The organism is Crenobacter caeni (assembly GCF_010435965.1).
GTDB classification, from domain to species: Bacteria; Pseudomonadota; Gammaproteobacteria; order Burkholderiales; family Chromobacteriaceae; genus Craterilacuibacter; species Craterilacuibacter caeni.
The window spans coordinates 235,782-252,267 of the sequence record NZ_JAAGAA010000002.1 but is presented as its reverse complement, the minus strand read 5'-3'; the positions used below and the strand labels follow the sequence as shown (position 1 = coordinate 252,267).

The 16,486-nt window shown below is 62.8% G+C and carries 17 protein-coding genes; 3 read left to right on the top strand and 14 right to left on the bottom strand.

The window, feature by feature from the left end; all coding sequences use genetic code 11:
* Positions 1-64: 64 nt before the first annotated feature.
* Entirely contained in the window at positions 65-562 is a 498-nt protein-coding gene (locus GZH52_RS03300; protein ID WP_163315079.1) for a lactoylglutathione lyase family protein, read from the top strand.
* An 89-nt stretch (positions 563-651) separates the two neighbouring features.
* A complete protein-coding gene (locus GZH52_RS03295; RefSeq protein ID WP_163315078.1) occupies positions 652-1,662 on the top strand; it encodes a zinc-binding dehydrogenase in 1,011 nt (336 codons plus the stop codon).
* A gap of 19 nt (positions 1,663-1,681) precedes the next feature.
* Here GZH52_RS03295 and GZH52_RS03290 read toward each other — a convergent pair whose 3' ends face one another.
* The 3 genes from GZH52_RS03290 to GZH52_RS03280 form a co-directional block, all read right to left on the bottom strand.
* Positions 1,682-2,584, bottom strand: a complete 903-nt coding sequence (locus GZH52_RS03290; RefSeq protein ID WP_203525603.1) for a LysR substrate-binding domain-containing protein — start codon at positions 2,582-2,584, stop codon at positions 1,682-1,684.
* Between the two features lie 54 nt (positions 2,585-2,638).
* Positions 2,639-3,610, bottom strand: a complete 972-nt coding sequence (locus tag GZH52_RS03285; protein WP_163315077.1) for a zinc-binding dehydrogenase — start codon at positions 3,608-3,610, stop codon at positions 2,639-2,641.
* Positions 3,611-3,800: 190 nt separating this feature from the next.
* Positions 3,801-5,006 carry an MFS transporter gene (locus tag GZH52_RS03280; RefSeq protein WP_163315076.1) on the bottom strand — a complete coding sequence of 402 codons (1,206 nt, stop codon included), beginning with the start codon at positions 5,004-5,006 and terminating at the stop codon, positions 3,801-3,803.
* Between the two features lie 117 nt (positions 5,007-5,123).
* Between GZH52_RS03280 and GZH52_RS03275 the strand changes: the two genes are divergently transcribed.
* Entirely contained in the window at positions 5,124-6,032 is a 909-nt protein-coding gene (locus GZH52_RS03275) for a LysR family transcriptional regulator (protein ID WP_163315075.1), read from the top strand.
* A gap of 107 nt (positions 6,033-6,139) precedes the next feature.
* Here GZH52_RS03275 and GZH52_RS03270 read toward each other — a convergent pair whose 3' ends face one another.
* The 11 genes from GZH52_RS03270 to GZH52_RS03220 form a co-directional block, all read right to left on the bottom strand.
* Complete coding sequence (locus GZH52_RS03270) at positions 6,140-6,673, bottom strand: chromate transporter (RefSeq protein ID WP_163315074.1); 534 nt, start codon at positions 6,671-6,673, stop codon at positions 6,140-6,142.
* Positions 6,666-7,208, bottom strand: coding sequence for a chromate transporter (locus GZH52_RS03265; protein WP_163315073.1), 543 nt, complete (start codon positions 7,206-7,208; stop codon positions 6,666-6,668). The genes GZH52_RS03270 and GZH52_RS03265 overlap by 8 nt, the downstream gene beginning before the upstream one ends.
* Before the next feature lie 111 nt (positions 7,209-7,319).
* Positions 7,320-8,417, bottom strand: coding sequence for a porin (locus GZH52_RS03260; RefSeq protein ID WP_163315072.1), 1,098 nt, complete (start codon positions 8,415-8,417; stop codon positions 7,320-7,322).
* Between the two features lie 26 nt (positions 8,418-8,443).
* Positions 8,444-9,376 carry a hypothetical protein gene (locus GZH52_RS03255; protein ID WP_163315071.1) on the bottom strand — a complete coding sequence of 311 codons (933 nt, stop codon included), beginning with the start codon at positions 9,374-9,376 and terminating at the stop codon, positions 8,444-8,446.
* Positions 9,377-9,549: 173 nt separating this feature from the next.
* Positions 9,550-10,017, bottom strand: a complete 468-nt coding sequence (locus tag GZH52_RS03250; RefSeq protein ID WP_163315070.1) for a CYTH domain-containing protein — start codon at positions 10,015-10,017, stop codon at positions 9,550-9,552.
* Between the two features lie 58 nt (positions 10,018-10,075).
* A complete protein-coding gene (locus GZH52_RS03245; protein ID WP_163315069.1) occupies positions 10,076-10,720 on the bottom strand; it encodes a hypothetical protein in 645 nt (214 codons plus the stop codon).
* A 221-nt stretch (positions 10,721-10,941) separates the two neighbouring features.
* Positions 10,942-12,432: an inorganic phosphate transporter gene (locus GZH52_RS03240; RefSeq protein WP_163315068.1), complete on the bottom strand. Its 1,491-nt coding sequence runs from the start codon at positions 12,430-12,432 to the stop codon at positions 10,942-10,944.
* Positions 12,433-12,440: 8 nt separating this feature from the next.
* Positions 12,441-13,112: a DUF47 domain-containing protein gene (locus tag GZH52_RS03235; RefSeq protein ID WP_163315067.1), complete on the bottom strand. Its 672-nt coding sequence runs from the start codon at positions 13,110-13,112 to the stop codon at positions 12,441-12,443.
* Positions 13,109-14,503, bottom strand: a complete 1,395-nt coding sequence (locus GZH52_RS03230; protein WP_163315066.1) for a hypothetical protein — start codon at positions 14,501-14,503, stop codon at positions 13,109-13,111. Before GZH52_RS03230 ends, GZH52_RS03235 begins: the two co-directional genes overlap by 4 nt.
* Positions 14,503-14,676 (bottom strand): hypothetical protein, encoded by a 174-nt coding sequence (locus tag GZH52_RS03225; protein WP_163315065.1) that lies wholly within the window; start codon positions 14,674-14,676, stop codon positions 14,503-14,505. The genes GZH52_RS03230 and GZH52_RS03225 overlap by 1 nt, the downstream gene beginning before the upstream one ends.
* Positions 14,677-14,767: 91 nt before the next feature.
* Positions 14,768-16,348, bottom strand: a complete 1,581-nt coding sequence (locus tag GZH52_RS03220) for an SLC13 family permease (protein WP_203525602.1) — start codon at positions 16,346-16,348, stop codon at positions 14,768-14,770.
* Positions 16,349-16,486 lie beyond the last annotated feature (138 nt).

Here is a 16,486-nt window from a genome sequence, read left to right as displayed (position 1 = left end):
CCGTTCAACTAATGGATACGCCTTCCTAGAATGGCCGCTTCCAGATACCCCATAAGGAAACGCCATGAGCTACCCACGCAATTTCAGCCATATCGGCATCACCGTCACCGACCTCGAAGCCGCCGTCAAGTTCTACACCGAAGTGATGGGCTGGTACCTGATCATGCCGCCGACCACCATCCGCGAGGACGACTCGGCCATCGGCGTGATGTGCAACGACGTGTTCGGCCCGGGCTGGGGTTCGTTCCGCATCGCCCACCTGTCGACCGGCGACAGGGTCGGCGTCGAGCTGTTCGAGTTCCCCAACAGCGAACGGCGCGAGAACAACTTCGAATTCTGGAAGACCGGCGTGTTCCACTTCAGCGTGCAGGACCCGGACGTCGAAGGGCTGGCCGCCAAGATCGTCGCCGCCGGCGGCAAGCAGCGCATGCCGGTGCGCGAGTACTTCCCGGGCGAGAAGCCGTACCGCATGGTGTATATGGAAGACCCGTTCGGCAATATCGTCGAGATCTACAGCCACAGCTACGAGCTGACCTACTCGGCCGGCGCCTACCAGGGCTGATCGGGGCCGCCTCAGGCGGCCACCTCGCCCGGGTCCACCCGCAACAGAATGACGGAACTGCCCCACTGGATCCGCAAAAGGAAGACGCCATGCCAGAGACCACCATGCAGGCCTTCGTGCTGGCGCACGCCCAGCCCGACTTCACGCTGCAGGCCGCCAGGCTGCCGCGCCCGGTGCCATCGGCGGGTGAAGTCAGGCTGCGCGTCGCCGCCGCCGCGCTCAACCCGGTCGACGCCAAGCTGTGCGCGAGCGGCCATCCGGCCTGGCGCAGGCCGCATGTGCCCGGCGTCGACGCCGCCGGCGTCATCGACGAGGTGGGCGACGGGGTGGACACCAGCTGGCTCGGCCAGCGCGTCATCGCGCACACAGCGCTTGCCCGCCCCGGCACCTTTGCCCAGTGGGTGGTGACGCCGGCGCACGGCGTGAGCACCGTGCCCGCTGACATCGACCCCGTCACCGCGGCCAGCCTGCCCTGCGCGGCGCTCACCGCGTGGCAGGCGCTGTCGCGCCGGCTGCGCCTGCAGGCGGGGCAGACCGTGCTGATCGAGGCGGCCGCCGGCGGCGTCGGCGGCTTTGCCGTACAGATAGCCAAGGCACTGGGCGCGCGCGTGATCGCCACCGCGTCGGCGTCCAACGCAAGCTACGTCGCGTCGCTCGGCGCCGACGCGGTGATCGACTACCGCAAGGAAGACGTGGCCGCGCAGGTGCGCGCGCTGACGGAAGGTGCGGGCGTCGACGCGGTGCTCGACGGCGTCGGCGGCGACACCGCGCGCCGCGACCTGCAGCTGATGAAGTTCGGCGGGCAGTTCGCCAGCCTGCTCGGCCTGCCCGACACGGCGGGCATCGATCTCTTCGCGCGTGCGCCGGGCATCCACGTAATCGCGCTGGGCGGCGCGTGGAGCAGCGGCGACCTTGCCCATCAGCACGATCTCGCACGGATGGGCGACGAGGTGCTGGCGATGCTGCAGCAAGGCAGGATCGCCCCGCTGCCGATCGAAGTGATCCCGGCCGACGCCGCGCAACTGACCGCCGCCTTGCACCGGCAACTGGCCGGACGGGTGCGCGGCAAGCTGGTGCTCGATCTAGCCGCCCCGGGCTGAAGCCCTTTAGAATGTGTTTCTACAAGACCCGCCCTTGCATGGCCGCCAGATGCGCACGCATCGCCTCCAGCGCATGCGACGCGGCCGCGCTCAGCGGCCACTCGCGCCGGGTGACCAGCCATAGCATGTCGACCACCGGCGGGTCCTGCTCCACCACATAAAGCCCGGCCGGACGGCCAAACGCGCTGAGCGCAAACTGCGGCAGCACGGTAAAGCCGAGGCCGCGGGCGACCGGCTCGAGGATCAGGCCGATCTGGTTGACGAAGCCGCGCTCGGGGAGCGTCGACACCCGCTGCCCCGGGTAGCAGCGGGCGAAGAGCCTCGCCGCCATGTCCGCGCAGTCCGGGTGGCCGATCATGCCCAGACGCTGCAAGGCGCCCCAGTCGGGTTTGGGGTGCCCTGCCGGCAGCACCAGCCGCAGCGCCTCGTCGACGAATTCGCTCGCCTCAAGCCGCGCATCGTCCGGCGGGCGCGTGGAGAGGCCGAATTCGATCTGCCCGTCCAGCAGCATGGCGGCAATCTGCGCGCTGGGCGCGAAACGGTGGCTGATCTGCAAGCCGGGGTGGCTCGCCTGCAAATCGAGCAGGCACGGATAGAGGGCGAGCCCGATGCTACCAGGCGTCGCCAGCGACACCGTTCCCTGCGTCGGGTCGTCGTCGGCCAGACGCGCCCGCAGGCGGGCGGTGGCGGCGGCAAGCGCCTCGGCGTATTCGAACAGCAGCCGCCCCTGCGGCGTCAGCTCGACCTGCCGCCGCTCGCGCAGCAGCAGTCGCCCGTAACGGTCCTCGAGATGGCGGATATGCTGGCTGACCGCCGCCTGCGTGATATCCAGCCGCTCGGCCGCACGCGTGAAGCTGCCGGTCGCCACCACCGCCAGCAAGGAGCGCAGCCACAAGGGGTTGATCAACTCGAACTCGGCCACGGCTCTCCTCCTGGATAACGTCTGTCGGCGCCGGCATGGCGCCGCTCAAGCAGCTTATCCTATTAACTGCAGCACCGGCCGCGCGCTGGCTGAGCCGTCCTTCATCGCCTGCAAGGCCTCGGGCAGCGCGTCAAAGGGGAAGGCCTCCAGCGGCACGCCGTGCAGGCGCTGCTGCGCGACGTCCGCGAGCAGCGCTTCGCCGCTTGCCATCAACGCGGCGCGCGCCGGCGCGTCCGCGTACTCGTGCACGCTGTTGAGCGCCACCTCGTGCAACGACAGCGCACTGGTGAACGCGGGCAGCGGCGGCGCTTCCTGCCGGTCCTGGATGCAGACCAGGTGCCCGTTGTAAGCGATCAGCGGCGCAAGCCGCGCCGCCGCCGTGCCGCTTGCGCTGTCGATCACCGCGTAAAACGGCGTGCCCATGCGTTGCAGCCGCTCATACCAGTCGACCGAGCACTCGTCGACACAATGTCGGGCGCCTAGGCTTGCCAGACGCGGGTGATGGCGGCCGCTGGCGGCGGCCCACACTTCGAAACCGGCCCGTGCCAGCAACTGGACGACAAAAGTGCCGACAGCCCCGCCGACGCGTGTGACCAGCACTGGCACGCCTTTGGCCGGCGGCAGCTTGGCGACGGCCTGGCTCGCGGTCAGCGCCGGACACGGCAGGCTGGCGGCGGTGGCGAAGTCGAGCGAGCCCGGCACGCACATCACCATGTCGGCAGCGAGCACGGTATGGCTGGCAAAGCTGCCGTCACGGAACAGGTTCTGGTGGTAGGCGACGCGGCTGCCTACCGGCAGCGTGACGCCCTCGCCGACGGCGATCACCACGCCTGCACCGTCCACGCCGGGGATATGGCCGTCCTGCCAGCGCGGGTGGCCCCAGTCGATGAACTTCCAGTCGACCGGGTTGAGGCCGACCGCATGGTTTTCGACCAGCACCTCGCCCACCTGCGGCCTTGGCCGCTCCAGATGGCGCAGAATCAGGTCGGTCGGCTGGCCCGGCTGTGTCCAGGTCCAGGCTTGCATACAGTTTTTCATGATGTGTCCCCCAGATACTGATGTCGTTATTGTCCCCACCCAGCGCCGGCGGAAAAAGCCGGCGCCAGGCAAGACGCTATTGTCTCGACGGCAATAATCGCCGGCCTGTGCGGCCGGGCCATACGGACATGCGCAAGCCTCCGCCGGAAGGCGGAGGCTCGGGGAAGGTCAGGCTCGCTTAATGCACGCCGACGGCGTGGGCCGGTTTGGCCAGCGGGTCGATGCCTGCTTTTTTGTCGAGACGGCCGGCCCAGGTGGTCAGGCCCAGTGCCGCGACCACGATCAGGGCACCGATCCACGGGGTGGCCAGCAGGCCGAGGGTGCTGACGATCACGCCGCCAATCCAGGCACCCAGCGCGATTCCGACGTTGAAGGCCGCGATATTCAGGCCGGAGGCGACATCCACCGCTTGCGGGGCTTCACGCTCGGCCTGCTGCACCACGTAGACCTGCAGGCCGGCCACGTTGCCGAAGGCGACTGCGCCCCAGGCCAGTACGGTGGCGATCACCAGCGGGGTCGACGGTGCGGTGAAGGTCAGCGCCAGCAGCACCAGGGCTAGCAGGGTGAAGATGATCTGTAGCGCGCGGATCGGGCCCTTCATGTCAGCCAGTTTGCCGCCCCAGATGTTGCCGAAGGCCACCGATACGCCGTACACCAGCATCACCAGGCTGACGCTGGCGGCGCCCATGCCGGTTACCTGTTCGAGGATGGGGGCAAGGTAGGTGAAGGCGGTGAACGAACCGCCGTAACCCAGCGCGGTCATCGCGTAGACCAGCAGCAGGCGCGGCTTCTTGAGCACGGACATCTGGGTCAGGATGGACGCCGGCTTGGGCTGCACGATATTGTTCGGCACCAGCAGCAGGCTGCCGACAAAGGCGACCACACCCAGCATGGCCACGGCGAGGAAGGTCGCTTGCCAGCCGAAGCTCTGGCCGATCCAGGTACCCAACGGCACGCCGGTGACCAGCGCGACGGTCAGGCCGGTAAACATGATGGCGATGGCGCTGGCCGCCTTTTCCTTGGGCACCAGGCTGGTGGCGATGGTCGAGCCGATCGAGAAGAACACGCCGTGCGCGAGGCCGGTCAGCACGCGGGCCGCCATCAGCGCCTCGTACCCCGGCGCCATCCAGGCGACCAGGTTGCCGACGGTAAAGAGGGCCATCAGCCCGAGCAACAACTGCTTACGCGGCACGCGTCCGGTCAGCGCGGTGAGTACCGGCGCGCCGACGGCGACGCCCAAAGCATACAGGCTGACCAGCAGGCCGGCGGACGGCACGGAAACGCCCAGCGACTGGGCAATGGTCGGGATCAGCCCGACGATGACGAATTCGGTGGTACCGATGGCGAAGGCGCTGAGCGTCAGCGCCCACAAGGCGAGTGGCATGATGTGCTCCTTTGGCGGCGCGGGAACATTCCCCGCTGACAGGCTGCGCATTGTGGGTACTTGCCGAGCGCGGATAAATCGGCTGTACTGGCAAACACTTGTGAGCTGGAGTCAACAATGCTGAACATCGACGCGCTGACCGCGTTTTGTGCCGTCATCGACGCCGGCTCTTTCTCGGCGGCGGCCGAGCGCCTCGGGCAGACGCCGTCCGGCATCAGCCGCACCATCTCGCGGTTGGAGAGCCAGCTGGGCATCAGCCTGATCACCCGCACCACCCGCCGGCTCGACTTGACTGAAGAGGGACGCTGGCTGCTGGAACGCGCCCGCGCCATCCTCGCGGAACTCGCAGAAACCGAGGCCCAGCTGGCAAACAGCCTCGGCCAGCCCTCAGGCCTCGTGCGCGTCAACGCGGCGACGCCGGTGCTGGCCCACCTGATCGCGCCGCTGGTAGCTGGGTTTCTGGACGCGTACCCGCAGGTGCAACTGGAACTGACCCACGGGGAAACCGTCGTCGACCTGATCGAGGAGCGCGCCGACGTCGCGATCCGACTGGGCACTCTGGCGGACTCGACCCTCAACGCGCGCAGGCTGGGTGAAACGGCCTTGCGGCTGGTCGCCGCACCCGCCTACCTGGCCCGCCACGGTACGCCCGCCAGCGTCGACGCACTGGCCGCGCACCGACTGCTGGGTTTCACCCAGCCCGTCTCGCTCAACCTGTGGCCGCTACGGCACGCCGGCGGCGACGGGCTCGCCATCCGACCATCGCTGGCGGCCTCCAGCGGGGAGACGCTGTACCGTCTGGCGCTGGAAGGCGCCGGCATCGCCTGCCTGTCCGACTTCCTAGTCGCCGACGCGCTCGCCCAGGGGAAGTTGTGCGAGGTATTACCTGCAGCAAGGCTGGACTGGAGCTTACCGGTATGGGCCGTGTTCTACCGGCAAGGCACACTGGCGCCGCGTCTGGCCGCCTTTGTCGACTATCTGGCAGCACATCTGGCCGCACGGCTGGGCGCCGGCAAGGGAAGGTAAGCGGGGAAAGGCAGGCGCGACGTCCCGGCTAAAGCGCGGGCAAGCGTCAGGCCACGCTGGACGGCGGCGGGCCACGCCCGATGCAGCGCTTGCGGCCCACGCGGCATTCAGGCATGCCCGGCAAGCAGGCCTGCCAGTCCTCCAACTGCGATCAACCACAGTGGATGCGCGCGGCAGGATAACGCGACCACAGCGGTCACCAGCGTCAACACCCAGCCAGACAGCCCGTGGTTGCTGGAGCGGGCCAAGATGCCACCCGACGCGAGCAACAGGCCGACCGTGGCAGGGGCCAGCGCAGCGAGCAGGGCTTTCACGAGCTGTTGCTGCCTGCCGCGCACCAGCGTGCAGGCACACAGGTAAACGAGCAGTGCCGCTGGCAAAAGCATGGCCAGGGTAGACACCAGCGCGCCCGCCAAGCCGGCCACCCGCCAGCCCAGCAAGGTCACCACGATCACATTGGGCCCGGGCGCCGTCTGCGCGAGGGCAAAGAGTTCGGCAAACTCGGCCGCGCCCAGCCACTGCTGCTCGACGACAAAAAAGCGCTGCATGCTTCCCAGGGCCACATTGACGCCGCCGAAAGCCTGCAGGGAAAGACGGCCGAAAAAAACCGCCAGCGTCCATAGCACCTGGGGGTCAGCCATCGCGCCGTCCTGTGTACGCGTGCAGGGCCAGCGCGGCGGGCACCAGCACGGCGAGCACCATCCACAGCGACCAGCCCAACACCCCCAGCGCGGCACACGCGGCCATTGCGAGCAGCACGTCGGCCCGCCGCCCGGATAAGCCTCTTAACAGGCTCAGCGCGCTGGCAAGCAACAGGCCCGCACCGACCGACGCCATGCCCGAGAGCGCGGCGTGCACCTGAGGCTGGTGGCCGAAATGCGCGTAGGCCGCGCCCAAGGCCAGGACGATCAGGCAAGGCGCACACAGCAAGCCGCCCAGGGCTGCGGCGGCGCCCCGCCAACCGGCAAACTGCGTGCCGACAATCAGCGCCAGGTTGCAGACGTTGGGGCCGGGCAGCACCTGCGCAATGCCCAGCAACTCCGTAAATGTTTTCTGGTCAAGCCAGCGCAACTTGTCGACCAGCGCGCGTTGGGCCCATGGCAGGCAGCCGCCAAAGCCGGAGAGGCCCACCTTGGCGAACTGCACGAAAAGCATGCCGGCATCCGGTGCGGCCATCCCCTCTTCCCCCTATCCAGAACAATTCAAGCAAGAACAGCACGCGTGGGCACCTCAAGACAAACAGGGCGGCGCCTGCTGGCGCCGCCCTGTGCCGACAGCGTGTCCCGGTCAGAACTTGTGGAAAATCCCGAAGCCTACGCCGTTGGCCTTGTCCAGATGGTCGGTATCGAAAGACCATTGGCCGGCAGCTAGCTCAAGATTGGTACGTTTGGAGAGATCGTAACGCACTGCCGCCGCGTATTGAAGGTATCCGCTATCACTTATGGTTCCCTGATCTGTCTGCAGGTCCCAACCCTTGGTGACATAGGCCTTCAGCCGCATTTTCTTGCCCAGCTTGTACTCGGAGGCCACCGACATTTCACGGTACTTGGCCGGATTGTCCTTCTTGTAATCCCAACCTAAATGCTTGCTAAGTACGTCTCTGAAAGCATCATCTTCATAGAGCGCTGTGCTAACTCCCTTGCCCTGCTGGTAAGCCACCGTCCAGAAAACCGTATCCCCGTCGTAACCAAGCTGGGCTCGGTGGTTGTACGCGTTTACCGGCAAATCAGGCTTCTTCTTCTGCCTGTTCTGTCCCTCAAACTTGGTGTACTCGTAGGCCGCCAGATAGGGGCCGTACTGGTAGCTGATACCCACGTCGTAGGTATGCTGGGCGTTGTCCGGATACTTGAGTTCTGCATCAGCCATCTGCTTGTGGTCGAGTTCGCTGGTGCCGTAGGTCAGTGCGAGTTCCCAGCCATACCAGTTGGGCGAGTAGTAGCTGACCGCATTCTTGACCCGCTCGCCGGTGACCCGTACGAAGTTGTTCTCGAACGCCTTGACCTTGATCGGGTCAATGTCGTCCATCCAGCTTTCCTTGCCGAAGTTGTCCAGGTAGCCCAGCTTGAACACCCCGTAGCCGGCGGTCTCCAGACCGATAAACGACTGGCGCGAAGCCCATGCCCGCTCCTTGGAGCCGTCTATCTCGATCCGGCTTTCCACCTGCCAGATGGCCGCCAGGCCATTACCCAGATTCTCCTTGCCTCGAAACCCGATCCGGGAGGTGTTGTCGTTGACCCCGTTGATGCGTTGCCCCTGTCCCTTGAGCGCGATTTCCTTGACCGAATCAAACCCCGCGTTGATCCGGCCGTAGATTTCCACCTCTGCCTGTGCAAACGCCGGCAACATGCAGAACGGCACCACGAGACTCCACTGCTTGGCTTTCATTTGACCCCCTTGAAGAAAATTAGGAATTAAAGCGGTTGATTCCGTAGCAGGCGGGTCTTCGAGCCACCAAACTTCTCAAACCCAGGCAACTGCATCTCGCGGACAGCCGGTGACAACACGACCTTGCGGTAAAACGCGTCTCCGGCCTCCACAAGCTCAGGGGTTTTGAAGTAATCGACGTCCTCGTAACCGTACGAGAATTCGCAAAGCATGGGGGCGCCGCCGGCCGTACGAGACCAGGTCTCCAGCTTGGCTTCGGCCTCCCCCATTCCCAGCGTGATCTTGCCGACGGTTGCCGAGCGGTAGTACGCCCGGGTCGCTTCAAGCTTGGTGTTGCCAGGCAGCCCGGACTTCTTGAGGTCCGGTACGTAGCGCGTGAACTCACCCAAGGTCATCCCCTCAAACTGCGAAGGCGCAAGCTTGAGGTCGACCCCCTTTTCGACGTTGCTGACCATCACGCCACCCTGGCCGAGACTGGGGTTGTCCTCGGCAGAGATCTTTCCCTTGGCGCCCCGCGTAAACAGCGACGTTCCCAGCACGAAGGCGGCATCCTTGCCGCTGGTCTTTACCGATACCCGCAGCGGATTTTCAGCAATGCCGTCTTCGTAACGGGTATTCACACGGACGATAAACCCCGCATGCTTCAGCGCGTCTGCAGGCGTATCCAGATAGTCTTTGGTGCCTTGCCTGAGTTTGAGCTTCTTGATGTCAGTAGCCGGAAAACCAGCTTTCTCCGCCTCAGTCCGGATGACGGCCCATACTTTCTTGAAATCCTGTGCGGGGTCGGCGCAGTATTTTCCGTCCAACTGGAACTTGTACTCCGCCCCGGAAACTTCCCCGTGCGGCTTCCACAACTGGCTGTTTGCAGCGTGGCGCTGTTGCGCCCCGGCCAGCGCGGACGAACTGGCCAGTACAAACGCACCAGCTACGGCAAACGGGATGGCGACCATTTTCCTCATGTGTACCCCCTCAACAAAAGATTCACGACCAATATAATGGAATTAAAACTTAGCGGTATCGCAAATAGAAATGCTACGTATAACAAAAGGAAATACAAAAAATTCAAACCAGCAAATAAAAATAGGGGGCCGTAGCCCCCTGCAAATCGCAACTCGCAACCTGAATCAAATCATTACCAGGTCTTGAAAGGCTGCTTCATCAGCATCGAGTTGTAGTAGCGGGTTTCACCCGTCACTTCCTCGCCCAGCCATTCAGGCTTGTCGAAGGCTTCGTCTTCGCTGGAGAGTTCGACTTCGGCTACGATCAGCCCCTCGTTGTCGCCGAAGAACTCGTCGACTTCGTAGGTATGTGCACCGGCCTGTACCAGGTGGCGGATCTTGTCGATCACGCCCGGTTCGCATATTTTCAGCAGTTCTTCAACTTCGGCGACCGGAATTTCCTTTTCCCACTCGTAGCGGGAGGCGCCCGACGCGCTGCCAATGCCCTTGATCGTGATGAAGCCCTTGTCGCCCTTGATGCGCACGCGCACGGTGCGCTCGGGAACCGAAGACAGGTAGCCCTGGGTAATGCGCTGCTCCTTGAGGACGGAAGTACGGAAGTCACCTTTTACCAGAAATTTGCGTTCGATTTCGTTAGCCATCTAATTGAATCCTTTTTGAATAATTGAAGTAGGCGGGGCATCGCCCCGCCGATCGGCATCAGTTTGCCAGTGGCTTGTTGATCATGCCGACCACACGCTTGATCGCTTGCAGGTAATTGATGTTCTCCACACCGGACAGGCGCACATCGTCTACCGTCTTCAGGATGTCGGCTACTTCGGTCGATTCGGAGTTGATCGACACCAGCTTGGCGCCGTTGATCAGCACATTGGCTACTTCGCAGATGGTGTCGTTTACCATGTAGCCGAAGCGCTGCTTGTGCACGCGAACCGCCTGCAGGTCGGGGTGGGCATCGATCAGGGCCAGGAACTCGTCCAGCGTCAGTTGCTCTTGTGTCAGCTGCGGCATCTCGACCTGGAAGGCCGGGAACACTTCTGCTTCCAGTTGTGCGCGCGACATCGGGAATTCGCCTTTCATCAGCGGATTCCATTGCTCAAGGCCATCCACAGTCTGCACATAGGTCTTGATGTCCATCTTGCCGTCGCGGATCTTGGTGTTGTTTACATCATTGGTGCGGGACATGATGTAAATCTCGTCAGACTGTCGCTCCCATACCTTTTCCGGCACCGGCTGGGACAGGCGGGCCATCCGCTTGGACGCTTCGCTGAAATCCTGGCCGAAAGTGCGGAATTCAAAACGCGGCTTGGAGATTTCACCAATGACGAGGGCTTTCTTTTCGGTCATGACATTTCCTTTTGATTTGGTATGGATGGTGGTTTTATTTTTCGCCTTCCGGCGAAGATTTGATATTTAAATTAGGCATCAGTTTTTATTTTGAATCAAGCATTTTTTGTTGTTTTTTTACCTACATACCCTGCCGTATATCCCGGGCAGCGAAAACCTTCGGCGTCTTCGCTCCGATTTTTTAACAAGCCGACGCACATGAAAATACAGCCATTTTTTTATCATATGCCTTCACCTCCATTGTTCGGAATTTTGAATTCCGCGTACAACTTTGAAAATACGAGTTCAATATGCTTGTTGAACTTTGCATTTAGCGGCGTTGATTCGCGCGGCAGCCAATGCGCGCCACACGCCTCGAGTGCCTGCCGCAATTGCCAGGTGTGTGTGAAGGTCGCACCTTTCAGAGCGAGCAGGTCCTGCTGTTGGGCTTGCGACAATAACGGCAGCGTCTGCCCGGGGTGGCCAACCACCATCGGCGAGGTCCGAGCCAGCGAGACCAGCGTTTCAAGCCCCGCTTCATCCGGCAAGCCTTGCTGCGCCAGATAGCGGCTCAGCTTATCGGCACGCTCAAAGGTGCGTCCTTCGGCCGCTTGCAAGGCCCCGACCTGCAGGCCTTGCCGGCGGGCTTCGAGCAGGACTTCTTCACTCAGCTCGTAGCGTTGTACCTCATGGACGGGCAGGCGCATCACGTTCTGTACGACCAGCAGGCAGGCGAGGCAGACCGCAGCTGCAATGAAGGGGGTCAGCACCCAGCCGCCGGTGATCCTTCCTGCCATGCGCCAGTTGATACTCTGCCCGCCCTTTAGCAGGCCGATGCCGATCACGGCGCCCACGATGGCTTGCGAACTGGAAACCGGCACCAGCGGAATCGTCGGCAGGTTGTGGCTGGCGAGAAAGGTCTGCAGGTCTTGCGAGGCGAACAGGAAGAGCACCACCGAGTGCGACATCACCACCACCCACGCCGCGACCGGCGACAGGGGCATCAGCCCCTGGCCTACGGTCAGCATCACCCGTTTCGAGTAGGTATACACCCCGGCCGCGATGGCGACGCCGCCGACCAGGAACAGGGTCTGCACGGGACTCAGGGTATACAGGCCCAGCGATAGCGACGGCAGCTGCACGCTGTTCATGAACACGCCCATCACGTTGGCAATGTTGTTGGCACCCAGGCTGTACGAACCAAACGCACCGGCGACAATCAGCGCCCAGCGCGCGCCCGCGTCCAGTGTCAACACATGCGGCTTAACATGCCTGAGCGTCCAGTCGGTCCCCCGGTACAGGGCAACCGCGACGATGGCCGACAAGATCGGGCAGAGCACCCAGGTCATCAGGATCTTGGAGAGCACGCTGGTATCGATCTGGGTACCAGAGAACAGGTTCCAGCCAATGATGGCGCCAATGATGGCCTGCCCGGTTGAAACCGGCAGCCCGTAGTGGGTCATCATCATCACCGCCGCTGCAGCGGAGAGCGCGGCGGCGAATGCACCACCCAGCTCGCTGATGGCGCCCAGTTGGGACAGGGTATGCGCGGCGCCGGCACCGCTGATGGTGGCGCCCAAGATCACGAAGACCGAGCAGATCAGCGCCGCAGTGCCAAAGCGCACCATGCGGCTGCCGACAGCGGTGCCGAATACGTTGGCCGCGTCGTTGGCGCCGAGCGACCAGCCAAGGAACAAGCCGCTGGAGAGGAGGAACAGGGCAATCGGGTCCATGTCCGGCCTCACATGCTGCGCTTAAGGGCAAAGATCACCAGCTGGTCGGCGAGATCCTCGGCCCGGTTGGCCACCATGTCGATGCGCTCGATGAAGTAGCGCATGTGCAGTTTCCAGGACAGTTCCTCGTCGCTGCTGAACACCGCACGTTTGAGGTCGGTGCACAGCCGGTCCGCCTCGCTCTCGCAGAAAATCACCTTGTGACAGTGGTCGCGGACGGCCGCGGTGTCGCGGAAGAAGGCCCGCGAGGCGAGCACCACATGCTCAAGACACTTTTGTACGCTCTGCTGCAACGCGATGAAGTCGGGCGCGAAGCGCTCGGGAATGGCGGGCTGCTCGACTTCCAGGCTGATGGCCAACGCCTTTTGCGCGTTGATCAGCGTATCGAGTTGCTCAATCATTTTCAGCACGTCGCTACGCAGGTCAGGAATCAAGGTCTTCTCGTAAACGTAGGTTTCGATACCGCGGCGCAGCGCGTCGGCGGCAAGCTCGATCTCGTTCAGCCGCTGCAGGCTCGCGTAAAAGGGCGGGTTAACCGAAGAAGTACTCATGTACTGGCCAAGCAGGCAGGCGAAGACCTCGCCTGCGTCGCCGACCAGGTCGAAATAGCTGTCCAGGTCATTACGCAGACGCTGGCTGTCGATCAATAAAGTGTTCTTGATCTTGTCGAAAATCATCATGCTCTCCCCAATTTCTCAAAAAATGACCTGGCCCGCGGATACTTCCCTTCCGACCGTGTTTCCAGTGACTGGATGCCCTTGTACGTCACATCCAGGTCGTAGCGTTGATAGCGGACACACTCCCCGCGCTGGTAGCGCAGTAACAGGCCGATCCGGTAGCGGGGCCTGACGGCCTTGTGCCTGATGCGCTCGCCTTCAAGAAACCAGATCTCCCGCTCGTCACGCGCCGCGTTGCGCAGCAGTTTCTGCAGGTTGATCACCTGCACGTCCTCGCAAGTGGACGCGGACAAGGCAGCGGTTGCCTGCGGGGCCACCAGTCGGGTGTAGGCCAGCAAGCTGGAGCCTTGCGGGTGGTAGCGCTTGCGGTAGCGCCGACTCATCGCCCGCAGTTGGCGGTCTGTCGCTTCAGTTGGCGTGCCCAGCCAGAATCTTTCGTAGATGCTGGCAATGCACCCCCGTGCCGTCCGGCACTCAAGTGAAGTCCGGTAATCAAACAGGCGCCGGCTAAGCCGCCGTATGGTCTGCAAGCGGCTGACTTCCTTGACCCGATCCTTGAGGATGTACCCGGCGACCATCGCGATCAGAAAGGGTGCGGTGAAGTTGCCGTACTTCATCTGCGACCAGAACGCGATCAACATCGCGATGGTCATCGCCAGCGCTGCGGCCATGCCGCTAATCACGTGCTGCACCCAGACACCAGACTCCACACGTTTGGCCAGTGGTAGCAGCGGGGTCAGGCAGAAATGCTGCAACGTGGTGAAGTGCTGCAATTCGGCGCCTTTGTGTGCGCCGCTCGGCAAGCCTGGCAGCCCCCGCTCCCGCCGCCAGTCCCGCTCCAGTTGCAACACTTCGACCAGTTGGCTACTCGCTGCGCCGTCGCTTTGGCGCGCGAAATGCTGCAGGTACAACTGCTGCAATTGCTGGCCCAGATAGTCGTTGACCATCAGGTAGGCAGCCCTGAGCATCACCGGCTCGATACTCCTGAAACGGGCCAGGGCATGTCGGGCCTGTTCGCCCACTTGGCGCAGAACAGCTTCGTCTGTCGCCTGTCCGAGCCCCTCACCCAACGCTTTGGAGAACTGCCGCGCCCAGCGGGCGGCTGCCTCGTGGTAGCGCGCCGGCCCGGTCCTTGCCGCTTCGGTCAAGCTAGCAATACAGGCCGGCTCGGCCAGTTCCGCAAGCGTCCTGCATTCGGGCAGCAGCGCAAAACGGTTCTTCAGGTATCGGTAAAACAGCTCCCGTGAAAAATTAGCCGGCTGGATATCGAGTTGCGCCGGCACCAGCATGAAAACGTCCAGTTGGCTACGGGCGGCAAGAAGCTTTCCCTGCGCCGTTATCCTCAGCTGCATTGCGTCGTGCACGCAGGCGGCCAACTCGACCCTATCCTCCATCAACGTCCTCCTTCTGCTTGCCGGGCCTTGCGCGCGAGTTCCTGCTGCATTTGCCCGGCAATCACGACAGGCGCCAGCCGGAACAGGCGGTGGGCCCTGACATCATGCTCGGCAGGATCGTCGACGATCTCGTAGCGGGTGATCTCGCCGGTTTCAAAATCGCTGACTTCCATGTATTCCGCGCAAATCGAAGACATAGCTTCCCCCTTGCTCCGGCCGGCATGGGCCGGAGCATCAGACAGGATGAAAATCGGGAGGACTTGCTTAGAAGAAACCGGGGGTGATGCCCAGCCAATGCAACCAGGTGCCGCCTGCGACCAGCATCAGCAACCAGGCGACAACCGACATGGTCGCGCCGTACTTCCATGCTTCACCCATGGTGTATTTGTTGCAGCCGTACAGCATCGCGTTGGGCTTAGCGTTGAACGGCAACGTCCAGCACATGTTGATGCACAGCGCGACAGGCAGGGCGAGTGACATCACATCCAGTTGCAGCGTCTCGGCCACCCCGATCACGATCGGCAGGAAGATCAACGTGCGCATGTTTTTGGACTGGAAGATCCAGTGCGAGGCGATGAACAGGCCGGTCAGCACCGCATACAGCTCGAAGTAGCCCATGCTGTTCATGCCGAGGGAGTCCATCAGCTGCGTGGTCAGCACGGTCATCAGCTTGGTCTCGTTAAGCCCAGCGCCCAGTGAGTACGCACCCGCCGAGAACAGCATCAGGTGCCACGGGATGTCGACCTTGTTCCAGTCGATCAACTTGGTCTGCGGCATCAGCATCACGGTTGCACCCAGCATCGCCACCACCGTGGCGTTGAGTCCGTGAAGCTTGTCGGTCGCCCAGATGGCCAGTACGGCAAAGAAGATCAGCGCGGCCTTCACCTCGCCCAACTTGAACTTGCCTAGTTTGTCCAGTTCGCGCTGCAGCGCTTCGCGGCCACCCTCCAGCTTGGGCTCCTTGTCTTCCTTGGTCAGCGGGAAGATGAAGCGCACGCCGATCACATAGGTCAGGATCCCCAGCGCGATGGTGATCGGCAGGCCTGCTGCCAGCCAGTCGATGTAGTAGACGGTGACGCCAGCGCCGGCCAGCAGCGCCACGCCCATCAAGTTGGCCCCGGAGCCGGTCATGAAGGCGTTGGAGCCCGCGTTGATCATCAGCAGGTTATGCAGCACCAGGTTGCGCGCAAAATTGTTGGTGGTATTGGTACCCGGCGCGCCGTACACGGCGGAAACCACCATGAACAGCGGCATCATCAGTGCGGCCTTGGCGGCGGTTGCGTTGATGAAGGCGCTCAGGATGATGTTGATCGCCATGAAGCTCAGGAACAGCGCTCCCGCGTTCTTGCCAAACTTGAGCACAAAGGCCAGCGCAGCGCGTTTGGCCAGGTCCGTACTGACCATCGCCGAAGCCATGATGAAAGCGGAAACGTTCAACCAGATGGTGGGGTCGCCGAGGGTGGCCATTGCGGCCTTGGCTTTGAGGGTCTTGGTGAGAATGAGGCCGCAGATCAGCAGCATCGAGGTGAGGTAGTTGGGGACAGCCTCGGAAATCCACAGGAACAGCGCAGTAGTAAAGAGACCGAACATGACTTGCTGTTTGGCGTCCAGTCCGGGCATCGGCAGCAGATACGCGGTCAGTACAAAGACCACGCCGGCTAGCAACAATCCCCACTGCTGGAAAAACACCCCGACTTGGGTCGGCGCCCGCTTGGGCAGCTTGGACAAGGAGTACTGGCTCATGTCCAGCGGATCGAACCCTGCATCCGCCCTCATGTCGGGCTTGCGTGCTTCTGGCTGTCGCCCGCCCATGCCGGCAACGCCGGGCAATGTCGTGCTTCCCATAACTACCCCCTTTAAATGGCATTTCAGGATGCATGTGGTTGCCGGTCGTGCCGGCAATCCGAATGCCGACAGTATTCCAGATTGCGCTCACTCTCTTGATAGTGTTTAATTATGCCAAGCATAACTTTATGTAATATC

What these genes read in the sequence shown, in the direction of transcription:
- GZH52_RS03300 (WP_163315079.1), top strand. Translation starts at nt 65, where the DNA reads ATGAGCTACCCACGCAATTTCAGCCATATCGGCATCACCGTCACCGAC.
- GZH52_RS03295 (WP_163315078.1), top strand. Translation starts at nt 652, where the DNA reads ATGCCAGAGACCACCATGCAGGCCTTCGTGCTGGCGCACGCCCAGCCC.
- GZH52_RS03285 (WP_163315077.1), bottom strand. Translation starts at nt 3,610, where the DNA reads ATGCAAGCCTGGACCTGGACACAGCCGGGCCAGCCGACCGACCTGATT.
- GZH52_RS03280 (WP_163315076.1), bottom strand. Translation starts at nt 5,006, where the DNA reads ATGCCACTCGCCTTGTGGGCGCTGACGCTCAGCGCCTTCGCCATCGGT.
- GZH52_RS03275 (WP_163315075.1), top strand. Translation starts at nt 5,124, where the DNA reads ATGCTGAACATCGACGCGCTGACCGCGTTTTGTGCCGTCATCGACGCC.
- GZH52_RS03270 (WP_163315074.1), bottom strand. Translation starts at nt 6,673, where the DNA reads ATGGCTGACCCCCAGGTGCTATGGACGCTGGCGGTTTTTTTCGGCCGT.
- GZH52_RS03265 (WP_163315073.1), bottom strand. Translation starts at nt 7,208, where the DNA reads ATGGCCGCACCGGATGCCGGCATGCTTTTCGTGCAGTTCGCCAAGGTG.
- GZH52_RS03260 (WP_163315072.1), bottom strand. Translation starts at nt 8,417, where the DNA reads ATGAAAGCCAAGCAGTGGAGTCTCGTGGTGCCGTTCTGCATGTTGCCG.
- GZH52_RS03255 (WP_163315071.1), bottom strand. Translation starts at nt 9,376, where the DNA reads ATGAGGAAAATGGTCGCCATCCCGTTTGCCGTAGCTGGTGCGTTTGTA.
- GZH52_RS03250 (WP_163315070.1), bottom strand. Translation starts at nt 10,017, where the DNA reads ATGGCTAACGAAATCGAACGCAAATTTCTGGTAAAAGGTGACTTCCGT.
- GZH52_RS03245 (WP_163315069.1), bottom strand. Translation starts at nt 10,720, where the DNA reads ATGACCGAAAAGAAAGCCCTCGTCATTGGTGAAATCTCCAAGCCGCGT.
- GZH52_RS03240 (WP_163315068.1), bottom strand. Translation starts at nt 12,432, where the DNA reads ATGGACCCGATTGCCCTGTTCCTCCTCTCCAGCGGCTTGTTCCTTGGC.
- GZH52_RS03235 (WP_163315067.1), bottom strand. Translation starts at nt 13,112, where the DNA reads ATGATGATTTTCGACAAGATCAAGAACACTTTATTGATCGACAGCCAG.
- GZH52_RS03230 (WP_163315066.1), bottom strand. Translation starts at nt 14,503, where the DNA reads ATGGAGGATAGGGTCGAGTTGGCCGCCTGCGTGCACGACGCAATGCAG.
- GZH52_RS03225 (WP_163315065.1), bottom strand. Translation starts at nt 14,676, where the DNA reads ATGGAAGTCAGCGATTTTGAAACCGGCGAGATCACCCGCTACGAGATC.
- GZH52_RS03220 (WP_203525602.1), bottom strand. Translation starts at nt 16,348, where the DNA reads ATGGGAAGCACGACATTGCCCGGCGTTGCCGGCATGGGCGGGCGACAG.